This is a genomic window from Pseudomonas viridiflava (genome assembly GCF_003702045.1).
Lineage (GTDB): Bacteria > Pseudomonadota > Gammaproteobacteria > Pseudomonadales > Pseudomonadaceae > Aquipseudomonas > Aquipseudomonas viridiflava_C.
The window spans coordinates 32,704-48,023 of the sequence record NZ_RBTP01000061.1 but is presented as its reverse complement, the minus strand read 5'-3'; the positions used below and the strand labels follow the sequence as shown (position 1 = coordinate 48,023).

Annotated in this window: 1 protein-coding gene and 1 pseudogene; one reads left to right on the top strand and one right to left on the bottom strand. The window is 62.1% G+C overall.

Annotation, left to right across the window (positions count from 1 at the left end; all coding sequences use genetic code 11):
- Positions 1-128: 128 nt before the first annotated feature.
- On the top strand, positions 129-1,454 hold the full coding sequence (locus ALP40_RS17875) for an FAD-binding oxidoreductase (RefSeq protein WP_122209569.1): 1,326 nt from the start codon (positions 129-131) through the stop codon (positions 1,452-1,454).
- A 264-nt stretch (positions 1,455-1,718) separates the two neighbouring features.
- On the opposite strand, the pseudogene ALP40_RS17870 reads toward ALP40_RS17875, so the two are convergent.
- Positions 1,719-15,317: pseudogene (locus tag ALP40_RS17870) on the bottom strand (amino acid adenylation domain-containing protein); the annotation flags it as partial.
- Positions 15,318-15,320 lie beyond the last annotated feature (3 nt).

Below are 15,320 nucleotides of genomic sequence, written 5' to 3'. Positions count from 1 at the left end.
GCCTGCTAAACGGTGAATCGTGATAGATGGCGGCCATTTTCAAGCATTTATGCGTGGCGCTGTGGTGGTGTAATAGATCGGTAATGCAACACGCCCATGTACGTATGCCTTGAATGGACCTTCTGAACATGCCCGCACCGTTAACCGCCATAGAAACGTCCCCTGAGTTGCCGACGCAAGCCGACGTGGTCGTGATCGGCGGCGGCATCATTGGTTCCTTTACCGCCTATTACCTTGCCAAGCGCGGCCTGAAAGTCGCCCTGATTGAAAAAGGGCGCATTGGCGCTGAACAGTCGAGCCGCAACTGGGGCTGGTGCCGTCAGCAGAACCGCGATGCACGTGAGCTGCCGATGGCCACCAAGGCCCTGGAGTTGTGGGAGCAATTCGGCGCCGAAACCGGCGAACAGACGGGTTTCAGCCGCTGCGGTTTGCTTTACCTCAGCAATGATGAAAAGGAAATTGCCGGCTGGGCGCGCTGGGGGGAGTTTGCACGCACGGTCAATGTCGACACCCGCATGTTGACCGCTCAGCAGGCTGCCGAGCATGGAAGGGCGACCGGCAAACAATGGAAAGGCGGGGTTTTCGCGCCTTCTGACGGCACCGCAGACCCCTCCCGCGCAGCGCCCGCTGTCGCCCGTGCCATCATGGCTTTAGGGAGTACCGTGCATCAAGGGTGTGCGGTCCGTGGTATCGAAACCGAAGGTGGGCGGGTGTCTGCGGTCGTGACCGAGAAAGGCGTCATCCGCACCCCGGTCGCGGTGCTGGCGGCAGGTGCCTGGGCGTCGTCGTTCTGTCGCCAGTACGGCATTCGTTTTCCCCAGGCCACGATTCGTCAGACCGTGCTCTCGGTCTCTGCGCCAAGCGATGAGATACCCGGTGCGCTGCACACGTCTGGCGTGTCCATGACACGACGGTTCGATGGTAGCTATACATTGGCCATCAGCGGAAGAGGGCGTGTTGATCCAACACCTCAGCTGCTCGGTTTCGCTGCGCAGTTTCTACCGATGTTTCAGCGCAGATGGCGCAATCTGGCGCCCGGCGGTCTAGACGGCATCCGAGCAGGCCATGAAAGCTGGAAGCGCTGGAGCCTGGACCAACCAACGCCAATGGAAAAAATGCGAATTCTCGACCCCAGGGCTGACGCTTCGGCCGTGGCTCTGACCTACAAGCGCGCGCAGGAACTGGTGCCAGCGCTGAAGGGCTCCTCTGTGAACGCGGCGTGGGCAGGGTATGTGGACAGCACGCCTGATGGCGTTCCGGGTATCGGCGAAGTGGCCAGCCTGCCGGGGCTGGTGCTGGCATCTGGATTCAGTGGTCATGGTTTCGGTATCGGGCCGGGCGCTGGGCACCTGATTGCCGACATCGTCAGCGACGTCACACCCATCGTGGACCCGCGGCCCTACCATCCCGACCGTTTCAAGCAATCGTCGTGGGGAAAGGTCGCAGACTTCTGACAGACTCAGCCTTACACCTCTGACGAGGCGTTATTGGGTAGCAAAAACGGAATTGTGGGAACCGACTGACTTGTCCGCGAAAAGGCCTGTACATCCAAAGCGGATGACAGGCTGTTTGAAAAGGGGCGGCTTGCCGGCGACGGCGTCATGTCAGTCACGAGCAAGACAGCTGACAAATCCAGTCGTCCGATGGCCGCCAGAACCCGTCACTCCTGCTTTTGATGCAAGACAGCGCTGTGTCAGCACACAGCGCCGTCTCTCCCGTTATGAAACAGTCCCACCTTTAAGCGCCAGCGAAATCGCCTGTCCCAACGCCTCGACGTGAGGCGCCTTGACCAGCGTGTCATGGGTGCCTGGAAGCGCCGTAACGCTGACCGGGGTTTCAAGCAGATCCCCCCAACCCAGCAGCGGGTCCTTGCGTTCCTGACCACTGGCGGTGAACAGCGTCACCGTGACCGGGGCGGGGGTGCTGACGTAAGCGCTGATTGCCTGACGAATCGCATAGGCCACCGCCAGGTGACCGCGTAACAGGCTGGCATCGACATCCTGTGGCAGTTCCTCCGGCAACAGACGGTGCGTGATGCACAGCGCCAGCATGGCGTCGATGGCATCTGCCTGCGCCAGCGCGTTCAGGCGTTGGCGAACCTCGGGATCGAGAGGGCCGCTGAGCCAGTCCATCAGGAATTGTCCTTCGCTCAAGGACTCCGATGTTTGCTGTTCAGGCCGCGTGGAGGTGTCGATGATACCGAGGAACTCCACCTGCTCGCCGCTGGACAGCAACTGGCGGGCCATTTCATAAGCGATCAGGCCACCGGCAGACCAGCCGCCGATCCGGTAAGGCCCCTGTGGCTGGACTTGACGAATAGCCGCCAGGTAATGCGAGGCCATGCCTGACACCTCGAATTGCGGCGCTTCTCCGGCAACCCGTCCACTGGCGGCCAGGCCGTAGAGCGGCACCTGTGGGTCGAGCACAGGCGCCAGATCCCGCACGTACTGCACCTCGCCACCCAGAGGGTGAACCATGAACAGTGGACGTTGCGTACCGGTACGGCGGATGGGCACCAGGTTGCTGTGCTGGCCCGGACGTGTCTGACCGTCCAGTGTCCGAGCGAAACCTGCGATGGTCGGCTCGACGAACAGATCACGGACTGCAATCGGTTTGCCGAGGACCTTGCGCAAGCGCGAGGCCATTTGCACGGCCATCAGAGAAATACCGCCCAGTTTGAAGAAATCGTCATGGCGGCTGACCGTCTCCAGCTTAAGCAGCTCCTTCCACAAGTTGGCCAGAGCAATTTCCGTTTCTCCCTGAGGCGCTTCGTACGGCAGGACGTCAAGGGGCGCTTGCTCCACAGACTCAGCGGGCAGCGTTGCGTGGGCCGAGCGAGGCAGCGTCGGCGTATGGTCCAGCACCTGACCAATCGACTGTCGCGCATCGGTTACCAGGTTCTCCAGAACCTTGGCAAACAACTGTGCGATGTTCTGCACGGTCGAGGCGTCGAACAGATCGCTGGCATATTGCAGGCTACCGCCCAGACGTTCACCGCTGTCCACCAGCGACAACGACAGATCGAACTGCGTGGTGTGATGGGCGCTGTCCAGCGACTCGACGTGCAGGCCGGGCAGTTGCAGCACCGAGGGCGGTGTGTTGTCCAGGCTCAACATGACCTGGAACAGCGGGCTGTGGCTCATGCTGCGGGTCGGCTGCAGGGCGCTGACCACCTGTTCGAACGGCAGGTCCTGATGGCTGTAAGCCGCCAGTGTCTGGTCCTTGATGAGCGCCAGCATGTCGCTCAGACGTGTATCGCGCCCGGTTGCGATGCGCAGTGCCAGCGTATTGGCGAAGAAACCGATCAATGGTTCCAGCTCCGGGCGCTGGCGGTTGGCGACCGGCGTGCCGACCACCACATCGTGCTGGCCGCTGAGGTGGGTCATCAACACCGACCAGCCCGCCAGCAGCACCATGAACAGCGTGCTGCCCTGCGCCTGACTGAACGCACGCAGGTCGGCACTCAGTTCTGGCGAGAACACACAGTCGACGATACCGCCGGTGTAGCTCTGGATCGCCGGCCGCTGACGGTCCAGGGGCAGGTTCAGCAGGCCTGGCGCGCCTTCAAGGTGCGTGCGCCAGAAGTCGACCTGAGCTTGCAGCGCCGGGCCGTCGAGGGATTGCCGTTGCCATGCCGCGTAGTCCACGTATTGCAACGGCAGCGCTGGCAGCGGGTCCTTGAGCCCTTGGCTGAAGGCGCTGTAGAGCGTACTGACTTCATGCGCCAGTACGCTGTTGGACCAACCGTCGGACACGATGTGGTGCAGTGTGATCAGCAGCACATGCTCCTCATCCGCCACCTGCAACAGGTCACCGCGCAGGACCGGTCCGGTCGTCAGATCAAACAGTTGCGTGGCATTGTCCTGACCAAGGCGGTTAAGGGTCGCCGTGCGCTCATCGCTGGGCAGGTGCCGAAGGTCTTGTTGCTGCAACGGGAAGCGCGTATCGGCCGGCGCGATTTTCTGCACCGGTTCGCCCTCCACCAATTCAAAATGCGTGCGCAGGGTTTCGTGCCGTGCAACCAGACGATCCAGGGTGGCCTGCAAGGCGGCCTTGTCCAGCGTGCCGGTCAGCTGCAATGCCATCGGCAAGTGATAGGCCGCACCGGCGGCATGGTCCAGATGATCGAGGAACCACAGGCGCTGCTGGGAAAACGACAGCGGCAAGCGGCCGGACCGGTTGGCCTTGGGAATCGATTGCGCTTCGCTGGGTGCGCTGGCATTGACCAGTGAAGCCAGGCCACGCACGGTCGGTGCGTCGAACAGCTCGCGCAAGGTGATTCGCGTACCCAGCTTGCGCCGCAGCCGCGACAGCAACTGCACTGCCAACAGCGAGTGACCGCCCAGTTCAAGGAAACCGTCGTTGCGGCCCACCTGATCCAGGCGCAGCAGGGCTTTCCATATTTCGGCGATTGCCTCTTCGGTGTCGCCTTTCGGAGCCTCATACGCCTTGCTGGCCAATGAATCCTGACCGGGGGCGGGCAGTGCCCGGCGATCAAGCTTGCCGTTGGACGTCAGCGGCAGCGCATCCAGAGAGACGAACGCGCTGGGCACCATGTATTCAGGCAGGTGCTTGAGCAGCTCGCTGCGCAACTGTTCGGCCGAAACCGGCTCGCCACAGACATAAGCGACCAGGCGCTGGCTTTCCGAGTCACCCTGGCTGTCATTACGGGCAATCACCACCGCCTCGCGGATACCCGGTATGGCAAGCAGGGCGTTTTCGATTTCACCCAACTCGATCCGGAAGCCCCGGACCTTCACCTGGAAGTCGTTACGCCCCATGTATTCCAGGGTTCCATCAGCCAGCCAGCGACCCATATCGCCGGTTTTGTAGAGGCGGGCGTTGGCGCCAGCGCAGAAGCGGTCAGCAATGAAGCGCTCGGCACTCAACTCGTCGCGGTTGAGGTAACCACGGGCCACACCGCTACCACCGATATGAATTTCTCCGGCCACTCCCAGCGGGGCGGGCTCGCCGTACGCATCCAGCACATGCACCTGGACATTGGCGATGGGCCTGCCGATGCTCGGTTTTTCACCCAGTTCACGGATCAGGTCAATGGTCGCGTCCACTGTGCATTCGGTCGGGCCATACATGTTGTAGAAGCGAATGGTCGGGCAATTGCGCAGTTTCTCCCACGTGCTGGCATTGATCGCCTCACCGCCCAACAACACGCTCACAGGCTGATAGCTGCTGCGCTCCAGCAGACCGGCCGACAACAGCGTATCGAGTTGCGATGGCGTTGAGTCGACGGCATGCACCTGATGAGCCTCGAGGAAATCCAGCAGTTCGCTGCCACTGGCGCGGATCAGTTGCGGGATGATCACCAGTTTGTGGCCGGAAAACAGCTGCGAGATGCCTTTGATCGACATGTCGAAGAAGAACCCGGCGTTGAGCGCTACGGTGGCCGGTGTCGGGCAGTGCTGGTGAGTCGTGCGGGCCAGCACGTTCCAGAAGTTGAACACCGACCGGTGTTCGACCATCACCCCTTTGGACTGGCCGGTGGAGCCGGAGGTGTAGATCACATAAGCAAGGTTGTCCGGTGTCAGGCCGTTCACCACCGGGTTGGCGTCGAATGCCTGATCGTCCACAGCCAATCGTGACTCGGCGCTGTCCAGCGTCAGCAGCGGGATGTCGCCGACGGGCAGGCTGAGCGCACGTTGGGCGAGCAGCGCACGTGGCTGGCTGTCTTGCAGCATGAAGGCCATGCGATCCGCCGGATGGGCCGGGTCAATGGGTACGTACGCTGCCCCGGATTTGAGCACGCCCAGCAGGCCGACGATCATCTCCAGGCTGCGTTCGGCGCAGATAGCCACGCGTTCGTCCGGTTGCACACCCAGCGTCAGCAACTGCGAGGCCACATGATTGGCCCGACGATTGAGCTGACGATAACTCAGGTGGCAGTCTTCGTAGACCAGGGCCACCGCGTCCGGATTGACACGCACCTGATGCTCGAACAGCGCATGGATCGGTTCTGCTGGCGCAAACGTGTCGGTCGTGGCGTTGAAGTCGTTGAGCAGTAACTGCCGCTCGGCATCGGGCACCACCTGAAGGCTTGCAGCCAGACGCGCCGGGTCTTGTTCAAGGGCATTGACCAGTTCGGCAACGGCCTGACCGAGGTAGGCGGCAATGCGTTGAGGATCGATACCGGTGATCGATTGCGCCGTCAGTGAGAAGCCGGGGCCTTCGTTTGCCACGGCAATTTCGATGGGGTAGTTGGTACGGGTTTCAGAAGCCAGGAAGTGGATGCCGTCCTGGTCGTCCATCTCCTCGACGCTTTCTCCGGCCGTGTTCACCAGATCGCCGTGACGGCAGTTGAGGATCACCGTGAACAATGGCAACGAGGCATCCACCGCGCTGCAACGCTGGGCCAGCGCCAGAGGTGCCTGTTCGTGGGTCAAAAGGCCGCTGAGCTGCTGGTAGGCGTCCTGAACGATGTCGCGCACGCTGTTTTGTTGCAGGCGAATGCGCATCGGCAAGGTATTGATGAACATCCCCAGCGCGTGGTCAGCGCCGGTGGTGCCTTGGGAACGCCCTGACAGAACGGTGCCGAAGATGCCGTCGTCGCGGCCGCTGGTGGCGGCGACAACCAGGCCCCAGGCGGCATGGAACAACACTGATGTCGGTACGCCCTGAGCACGTGCGGTCTGGTGTACCCGGGCGCTGATGTCATCGCTCAAATGCTGCACGGAACGCTGGATGCCGGCTCCGCTGCCGTGTACGTCCAGCACGCCATACGGTGCGGTGGTGGAGTCGACATCTGCCAACAACTTACGGAAGTAGACTTCATGTTCAGCCTGGGAAACGGTAGCCGCCTGAGCGATGAAGTTACGGTACGGTTGCGACGGTGGCAGCGCATCGGCCTGGCCGTCCATGACTGCCTGAATTTCGCGCATGATCAGACGCAGGGTCACGTTGTCGCTGATCAGGTGATGGTCGAGCAGGGCCAGCAACCACTGATCGTTTGCGACGTCGTAGGTGACGTGGGCCGCAATCAGCGGTGCCTGTTGCAAGTCCAGACGCAAATGATGGGTGTCGGTGCGATCACGCAGCGCTTGCAGCGCGTCTTCATCGGCGGCGGTGTCGAAGTGGATGACGGGTAACGGTGCATGGCGATGAACCACTTGCACCGGTTGCGGCAGACCTTGCCAACGCAGGGCGGTGCGCATGATGTCGTGGCGGTTGATCACCACTTGCAGCGCGTCGAGGAAGGTGTCGAGTACATCGCGGGTGGTGAATGTCACCACGGTGCGCATCAGGTACGCGTCGCCTTCGGACTGCAACAAATGGTGAAACAGAATGCCTTCCTGCAAGGACGACAACGGATAAATGTCCTGCACATTGGCCGCGCCGCCGGGCACATCGTCAACGATCTGCTCGATTTCCTGCTGGCTCAACGTGACCAGCGGCAGCATGTCCGGCGTTATCGCCTTGCAATCGTTTGGAATCAGGTTGGCCGGGACCACACGTTCTGCGCTGCCGCCGCCGGCCAGGACGGTGGCCATCGCTTGCAGCGTCGGTGCCGAGAATACCGTGCGCACATCCAGCTGCAGTCCCGCTTGACGCAAACGCTCGATCAGGCTGATGACCAGAAAGGAATGGCCGCCCAGCTCAAAGAAATGGTCCTGACGACCCACCCGTTCAACGCCGAGCAATTCCTGCCAGGCAGCGGCCAGCGTGGCTTCGATCGTTCCCAGTGGCGCTTCGTATTGACGGCTCACGGCAGCGGACGGATCCGGTGCAGGCAGCGCTGTGCGGTTCAGCTTGCCATTGGTGGTCAGCGGCCAGGCCTCCAGTGTCACGAATGCATTGGGCAGCATGTGTTCGGCCAGCACGCCAGCCAACTGACTGCGTAACGCTGAGGACTCGGGTATGCAGCCTTGTTCGGCGATCAGGTAGGCCACCAGCCGCTTGTCACCGGGCCGGTCCTCGCGCAGCACGACGATGGCTTCACGGACTTCGGCGCAGGCCAGCAGTTGCGCTTCGATCTCGCCCAGTTCGATACGGAAACCACGAATCTTGATCTGCGAATCATTGCGTCCGACATAGACCACGCCGCCGTCGGCACGGTAATGAGCCACGTCCCCGGTGCGATAGAGCCGTGCGCCGGTTTCCACGGCGTAGGGGTCTGCAATGAAACGCTCGGTATTGAGTTGCTCACGATTCAGGTAATGCCGGGCAACACCGGCGCCACCGATGTAGATCTCACCGTTAACGCCAACCGGCACCGGCTGCTGGTAATCGTCAAGAATACGCAGGCAGAGGTCAGCAAGGGGCGTTCCGATCAGGCTCGGCATGGCGGTGTCGATTTCTGCCTGGCTGATCGGGTAGTAGGTGGCGTGTACGGTGATCTCGGTGATCCCGTACATGTTCACCAAACGAGTACGCGACAGCGGTGTCTTCGCGGTCCAGGGTTGCAGGCTGCGGAAATCCAGCGCTTCGCCGCCGAATACCACCTCGCGCAGGGCATGCTCCTGCGGGCTGCGTTCGCGGGCCTGGATGAACTGACGGAACGCGCTTGGCGTCTGGTTCAGCACCGTGACCTCTCGTTGGCAGACCAGCGCGTAGAAGTCATCCGGCGAGCGGGCAACCTCACTCGGCACGATCACCAGTTTGCCGCCGTAGCTCAGTGCCCCCCAGATTTCCCAGACCGAGAAGTCGAAGGCGAAGGAGTGAAAGAGGGTCCAGACATCCTGAGGCCCGAAGTTGAAGTGTCCGGCAGTGGCATCGAACAGCCGTGCGACGTTGCCGTGTTCGACCAGCACGCCTTTGGGCAGGCCGGTGGAGCCTGAGGTGTAGATGACATAGGCCAGGTGCTGATGCGACACCCCCAGGCTTTCGATGCTGAGGTTGTGGTCAAACGATGCATCCGTCTGGGCCGTGCCGTTGTCGTCATCGTCCAGTGTCATAACCTGCACGTTGTGCGCAGGCAGCACGTCAATGCAAGAAGCCTGAGCCAGCACGACAACCGGAGCACTGTCGGTCAGCAGATAGCCGAGACGCTCGGCGGGGTAACTAGGGTCAAGCGGAACGTACGCGGCACCGGCCTTGAGCACGGCGAGCACCGCGCTGACCATCTGTGTGCCACGCTGGGCCAGGATCGCCACGCGATCATCCGGACGAACGCCTTTTGCGAGCAGCTCGCGGGCCAGTCGGTTGGCCTGGCGGTTAAGCGTTTGATAAGTCACCTCACGTTCGCCGAAGACCAGCGCGGTGGCGTGAGGCGTTTGTGCAGCGAACTGTTCGAAGCGCTCATGGACCATCAACCCCGGCGCAAACGCCGCTTGGGGCGGCTGCAACGCTGGAGAGCTTTGACGCTGCGCAGCGCTGAGCAGTGGCAGGCCGAGTGCAGGCTGCGTGACATCGGCGACCAGCGCATCAAGCAGAATCTGGAAATGCTGGGCAAAACGTTCGACGGTCGTGCGGTCGAACAGGTCGCTGGCGTACTCGATCACTCCCGACAGGCCGCCGTCTTCGCTGACCAAGGTCAGCATCAGGTCGAATTGCGCGGTGTCATGGGCCTGAACGACGGGCTGCAGACTCAGGCCCGGCATGTTCAGTTCACCGCCCACATCGGTGTTGTCCAGTGACAGGGCAACCTGGCACAGCGGATTGTGGCTCAGCGAACGTGGCGGTTGCAGGGCTTCGATGACCTGTTCGAACGGGATGTCCTGATGTTCATGCGCAGCAAGAAGGGTCTGGCGAACCTGATCCAGCAGTTGTGCGACGCTCGGGTTTTGCGTCAGGTCGACACGCAACGCCAGGGTGTTGACGAAAAAGCCGATCAGGCTTTCGGTTTCCGTGCGACCACGGTTGGCCGTCGGTACACCGATCACCACATCGCGCTCATTACCCAGGCGTGCCATCAGCACCGACCAGGCACTGAGCAGCCCCATGAACAACGTAACGTTGTGGGCCTGGCAGAAACGTTCAAGACGCTGATACAGCGCAGGTTCGATGCGCATCGTAATGTTGCCGCCGCGGTAGCTTTGCACCGCCGGACGTGGTCGGTCGGTCGGCAACGACAGCAATGCCGGAGCGCCCAACAGGTGGTCGCGCCAGAAGTTGGCCTGTTCGGCCAGACGCTCGCCCGTGAATGTGCGGCGCTGCCAGGCGGCATAATCGGCGTACTGGATCGACAACGGCGGCAGCGGATCTGCCTGCTGCTGGCTGAACGCTTCGTAGAGCGCGGCAAATTCCTTGACCAACACACTGACCGACCAGCCATCGGAAATGATGTGGTGCTGGGTGATTAACACGATGTGTTCGTCATCCGTCAGGCGCAACAAACGGCCGCGAATCAACGGGCCTTGGCGCAAGTCGAACGGCGCCAGGGCTTCGCTGTTACCGATGCGAGCAGCACTGAGACTCGCCTGCTCGTAAGGCAGCGCGCGTAAATCCTGTTCGGCCAGAGCAAAACCGCAGTCTGGCGGCGCAATAATCTGCACCGGCTGTTCGCCGTGGCGTTCAAAGGTGGTGCGCAGGCTTTCATGGCGCGCTACAAGGCGATTGAGTGCAGCCTTGAGCGCGGCGTGATCCAGATCGCCGCGCAACAGCAGCGAAATCGGCATGTGATAGGCGCGGCTGGCATCCGGGTCGAGCTGGTCGAGGAACCACAGACGTTGCTGGGAAAACGACAGCGCTAACGGCTGGTCACGCCCGATCGGCTCGATAGCGTCATTGTCTGCGGTTTGCAGGCCGCCGATGACCCGTGCCAGTTCGGCCACCGTTGGATGGCTGAACAGCTGGCGCAGCATCATCTCGCCACCCAACTGTTGACGCACTCTGGAAACCAGTTGCGCCGCCAGCAAAGAGTGACCGCCGAGTTCGAAGAAGCCGTCATGGCGACCTACGCGCTCAAGCCCCAGCAATTCCTGGAATATCTGCGCAAGGGCCAGCTCGGTGGTTCCCTCGGGGGCGGTGTAGCCACGTTCGGACATGGCGTCCAGATCAGGCGCCGGCAAGGCGTCCTGATCCAGCTTGCCGTTGCCGGTCAGCGGGTAGGCTGACAGGCTGACGAACGCGCTGGGAATCATATAGTCGGGCAGGGTGGCACCCAGTTGTTTGCGCAGCGCCGCCACTTCCAGACGCACCGAGGGCTCTGGAATCAGGTAGGCAATCAGGCGTTTGCCCTGACTGGCATCGTCGCGGGCCAGGACCCTGGCTTCACGTACCCCCTCGCAGGCCAGCAGCTTGGCCTCGATTTCCCCCAATTCGATGCGGAAGCCACGAATCTTGACCTGGGCGTCCATGCGGCCCAGATGGATGATTTCGCCGTTGTCCAGCAACTTGCCCAGGTCGCCAGAGCGGTACAGGCGTTCGCCGGGGCGCAGCGGATCGGCAATGAATCGCTCGGCTGTCAGTTCAGGCCGATTCAGGTAACCACGTCCAACCCCCAGGCCAGCGACACAAATCTCCCCGGCAACGCCGACCGGTAGCAAACGTTGCTGAGCGTCGAGCACGTACGCCACGGTGGTCGGGATCGGACGGCCTACGTTTGAAATGCCGGCTTCGATGTCCTGCGCGTCGATGGCCTTGTAGGTCACGTGCACGCAGGTTTCGGTGATGCCGTACATATTGACCAGCGCCACGTCGGGGAACGCCCGATGGAATGCGTCGAGTTTGCCCGGTTCCAGGCTTTCGCCGCCGAAAATCACGTAGCGCAAGCTTTTCAGGCTCACGTCGCTGCGGGCCAGGGCGGCGGCGCTGAGTTGCAGAAAGGACGACGGTGTCTGGTTGAGCACGCTGACCTGTTCCTGCTCCAGGAAGCTCACCAGTTGCTCGGGGTCGCGGCGCAAGGCGTCAGGCACCAGGGTCAGGCGGCCGCCATAGAGCAGGGCGCCATACATTTCCCAGACCGAGAAGTCGAAGGCATTGGAGTGGAACAGCGACCAGACATCCTCGGCGTTAAAGGCGAACGGCGAACGGTTGTTGTGCATCAGTCGTACGACGTTGCGATGTTCCAGCAGTGCGCCCTTGGGCTCACCGGTGGAGCCTGAGGTGTAGATCACGTAGCAAAGATGATTCGGGGTATTGACGTTGGCAAGGTTGGCAACGCTCTCGGCGTCATGGGCAACCTCGCTGGACTGCGGCGCGAACACCTCGATGTCCAGCGCCAGCAATGCCGGGCTCATGTCCGGACGGGCAATGGCCTTGCGCGCACCGCTGTCACGCAGCACGTAGGCGATTCGTTCTGAGGGTGACCCGGGGTCGATCGGCACATAGGCTGCGCCGGACTTGAGCACCGCCAGCGTCGCGACGATCATCGCCAGCGAGCGGTCCAGAACGATGGCAACCAGTTCCTGAGGCTGCACACCGGCCTTGCGCAAACGATGCGCCAGGCGGTTGGCCTGCTCGTTGAGCTGTCGATAGGTGAGGCGTTCTTCGCCCAGATTGACCGCGATGTTATCCGGGGTCACGCGCACTTGCGCTTCGAACATCTGATGCAGGGTCAGTGTGTCTGGCCAGGCCGCTTCGCTGTCGTTGAAGTCGAGCACCTGGCGCTGGCGCTCGGCGGCATCGAGCAGGACGACATCGTCGACGCGCTGTTGCGGGGTGTCGACGAAGGCTTGCAGCAGGCGCACGTAATGGCGCATCAGTTGCGTGACGAATTCAGCCGTGAAAAAGTCGGCGTTGTAGACGAGGTGCCCGTTCCAGCGCTGTTCACCTGCGCTGATGAGCAGGTGCAAATCATTTTTACCGTAGCCCAGGTTGGTTTCCAGGCTGTCGACTTCGAGGCCTGCGATCAGGGTGCGGCTGTCGCTGACGTGTTGAAAATTGAACAACACGTCGAACAGCGCGGTACGGCTCATGTCCTTGGCCGGGTTGAGGACCCGGACCAGTTGGTCGAACTGCAGGTGACGGTTGCGCAGGGCATCGGTCAGGGTCGTGGACGTCTGTTCGAGCAAGGCCTGCAGGGAAAGGTCGCTGTCGCACGCCGTGCGGATGACCAGCAAGTTGTCCATCGGACCGAGCACATTCTGCAGGCCCGGTTCGCGGCAAGCTGCACTGGTGCCGATGACCAGCTCGTCGTGTCCGGCATAACGTCGCAGCAGGGCGGAAAAGGCGCTCAAGGCAATGCTTTCGGCACTCACGCCGACGTCACGGGCCGTCTGCTCCAGACGCCGCGTTAGCGCTGAGTCGATGGTGAACTCGTGGGTCGCTTCGCTGAACACATGCACCGCCGCCCGAGGCCGGTTGAGCGGCAACTCAAGGGCTTGCAGTTTGCCACGCAGCTGGTAGCTCCAATAGGCGCGCAGGTTTTCCAGAGCAGCGGCGGGCAACTGGCGCTGCCAGGCCGCAAAGTCGCCATAGCTCAGGGACAGGACCGGCAGGACGGCCTCACGTTCGGCACAAGCGGCCTCGTAAAGGGCCAGCAGGTCGCGCTTGATCAGTTGCATCGAGGTACGGTCAGCCAGCAGGTGATGCACGGCGAGCGCCAGCACGGCGTTATTCTCATCGGCCCTGACCAGAGTCGCCCGCACCAGGCTGCCCGAGCTCATGTCCAGTGGCCGACGCGTTTCGGCCAATGCCTGGGCGCGCAAGGTCTCCAGGGTGGCCTGCTGTTGTTCGAGCGCCAGCACGGCCGGGCCGTCGAAACGCTGCCACGCACTGGCGCCGTCGCTGTGTACCCGGCAGCGCAGGATGGCGTGACGGGCCAGAAGTCCGTTGATTGCTGTCTGCAACGCCTCGACATTCAGCTCGCCCGACAACGCCAGCAACAGGGCCACGTTGTGGTAGATCGGGTTGGCTTCGTAGAGGTAGCCGGTTTCGAAAGTGTCGACGAACCAGATCCGTTCCTGGTGATAGGACAACGGCATCGCGTCAGCCACCGGTGCCAATGCCGAGACCTCAGGCAAAACCTGGTCCGCGTCGAGCTGCAATTCGCCGATACGCGTTTGCGGCGCTTCGGTGAAGCGGCTCAGCAGACGCTCGAAGCGTGCTGCCAAACGTTCGACCGTACTGGCGTCGAACAGGGCCGTGGAATAGGAAAGGCTGCACGACAGACGCTCGCCGCTTTCATCGATGTGTAACGACAGGTCGTGCTGGTTGTTGTCCTTTTGCGACGGCAGAAATTCCAGGTTCAGCCCCGGCAGTTGCAACTGACCGCCAGAGCCCTCGGCGTCGGTGTAGAGCATGGTCTGAAAAACAGGGCTATGGCTGGCACTGCGCGCAGGCTTTAGTGCTTCGACGACCTGCTCGAAGGGCGTCTGCTGGTGGCTGGCAGATTCCAGCATCAACTCCTTGACCTGTTGCAGCACCTGATCAAGGGTCGGATTGGCGTCCAGGCGCACACGCAGGGCCAGGGTATTGACGAAAAAGCCGATCAACGCCTGCACGTCCTGGCGTTCACGGTTCGCCGTTACGGTGCCGATCACGATGTCCTGCTGGCCGCTGATTCGACCCAACAACACCGCCCAGGCGGCCATCAACGTCATAAAGGGCGTCGCGGCACGGGACTGGGCAAACCGGGTGATCGCACCCGACAGCGCCACCGGCAGATCGAAACACAGGGTCGCGCCCTGATAGCTCTGCACGGCAGGGCGAGGTCGATCGGTCGGCAGCGACAGCAGGGCCGGGGCGCCCGCCAAGTGGCTGCGCCAGAACTCGACGTGCCGGCTCAATCGCTCGCCCTCCAGATGGTGACGCTGCCAGGCCGCGTAATCGGCGTATTGCAGCGTCAAGGCGGGCAGAGGATCGGGCTGGCCGGCGCTGAACGCCTCGTACAGTGCAGCGAACTCCTTGACCATCACGCCAATGGACCAACCATCGGAGATGATGTGGTGCTGGGTGATCAGCAAGCGGTGTTCGGTGTCAGCCAGACGCAGCAGACTGCCCCGGATCAGCGGACCGTTCAGCAAGTCGAAGGGCGCTGCGGCTTCCTGTTCGGTGAGGCCGGCTGCCTGTTGTTCGGCTTCGTCCCGGGGCAGGTGGCGCAGATCGTGTTCCACCAGGTTGAAACCGCAGTCGGCTGCAGCGATGACCTGAACCGGCTGCTCGCCCTCACGGCGAAACGTGGTACGCAGGCTTTCATGCCGGGCCACCAAACGATCCAGAGTGGCCTTGAGCGCGCTGCGGTCCAGACTGCCGTGCATCACCAGCGACGCCGGTATGTGGTAGGCGGCGCTCGCGGTCGGATCCAGTTGATCGATGAACCACAGCCGCTGTTGAGCGAACGACAGCGCCAGCGGACCTTCGCGGTCCACGGCAACCATGTCGTCCGGGGTGGTATCCACCACTCGCGTGGCACCGCGTTGTTTGAGCAGGCGCAGCAATGCGGCACGTTTCAGCGGGTCGAGACTATCGATAGGTGCGTTCAATTT